General features: G+C 42.7%; 1 protein-coding gene and 1 pseudogene. Both read left to right on the top strand.

What is annotated here, in order from left to right:
- Positions 1–583: LamG-like jellyroll fold domain-containing protein (locus ACEW8O_RS04405; RefSeq protein ID WP_373493411.1), on the top strand; the 583-nt coding region annotated here is incomplete at its 5' end.
- Between the two features lie 77 nt (positions 584–660).
- Positions 661–1,664: pseudogene (locus ACEW8O_RS04400) on the top strand (polysaccharide lyase family 1 protein); the annotation flags it as partial.

Below are 1,664 nucleotides of genomic sequence, written 5' to 3'. Positions count from 1 at the left end.
TAACGAATGGCTGCACATCGCCGCCACCTATGACGGCAATACCAGCAGGGTATTTGTCAACGGCATCGAGGATGCCTCCGCATCCTTTGGACCTTTGAACATAGGCACCGCATCGGGCGGACTCTCCATTGGAGCCTATGGGACTATACAGCGATTCAAGGGCAGTCTGGATGACCTTAGGCTCTATGGAAGGGCACTAAATGGTTCTGAAATTTCATCTCTGGCTAATCCCAATCAGACATTGAGAATGATTGGAACAATCAAGGAGAAAGGTATAGTAAATGAAAGCAGTTTGGAAACCATAATACCGGAAGACTATCCAGTCGGATTGCAGACCGTTGTAGGCCTTTTCCCGAATCCTGTTGACTATGAAATCAACCTCAAATTCTCAGGATATGATTCGGCAGTACTGCAGATTGCAGTATTTGATGCCCGGGGAGTGCGGATGAAAGAGGGGGAATTTGAAGTGAATAATGGTTTACTCACAATGGATATTTCTCCTTGGAAACTTAAACCCGGTGTCCATATCATCGTTATCAACAACAATGGTCAACAGCAGATTTTGAAATTTATCAAAAAATAGCAAATGATTAACCGATTACAAAAACCTTCAAAGACCCATAAATCTTTGGAGGTTTTTTATTGAATAAAAACATAGATATGAAAATATTAACACCATTTTTTATAATATTCTTACTCTCATACAGTCTTGAAACCCATTCACAGATTATAGGTCAGCAAATAGACCCTGTCCCCGCCTTTCCAGGTGCGGAAGGATTTGGAAAATATGCCACAGGAGGTAGAAGAGGTATGGTATATATCGTCACCAACCTCAATGACAGCGGGCCGGGAAGCCTAAGATGGGCACTCGAAGCGAGGGGACCTAGAACTGTGGTGTTTGAAGTGTCCGGAACCATAGCACTGAAAAGCCAAATCAATGTCAGGGACGGCAATTTAACCGTGGCCGGACAGACCGCACCAGGTGATGGCATCACACTCAAAAATTACCCTTTAGTCATTCGCAATGCAAACAATATCATCCTCCGGTATATCCGGTCCAGAATGGGAGACCTGGAAAATATTGAAGGGGATGCCTTTACTGTCAGAAGGGATAATAAAGGATCCAACCCAGAAAATATCATCATCGACCATTGTTCCTTTTCCTGGGGAACTGATGAAACTTTTTCAATTGGTAATGGGAAAAACATTTCCCTGCAAAATTGTATTATTTCCGAAGGACTCCATGATTCAGCAAATGCAAAAGGGCCGCATGGGTATGGAGGGATCATCTCAGGTCAGAACATCTCCGTCTATCACAACTTAATCAGCCATTTTAAAGAAAGGAATTTACAGTTTCAGAGAGGCCAATACATAGAAAGAGAGGAATCTTTAATTGATTTCAGGAACAATGTCATTTACAATTGGTCACATAGGGCAAGTGATGGCGGTGCCGAATCCAAGGTTAACTTGCTTCACAACTATTATAAAGCAGGACCTGCCACAATCAAGGGTAGCTTTCCCAACCATTTTATGAATCCATTAAGTAGGGACCAAATCCCTGAAAATTATGGTTTGTTGTATCTAGAGGGAAATAAACTGGAGCACAAACCCGAAGTAGAACAGGATCAGTGGTCAGGTGTAAGGCTTTCATCAGGTGATTTGAC

The sequence above is a fragment of the Aquiflexum sp. genome (genome assembly GCF_041749095.1).
In the GTDB taxonomy this organism is placed as follows: domain Bacteria; phylum Bacteroidota; class Bacteroidia; order Cytophagales; family Cyclobacteriaceae; genus Aquiflexum.
Note: the sequence above shows the minus strand (reverse complement) of the source record. Positions and strands in the feature narration are given on the sequence as shown.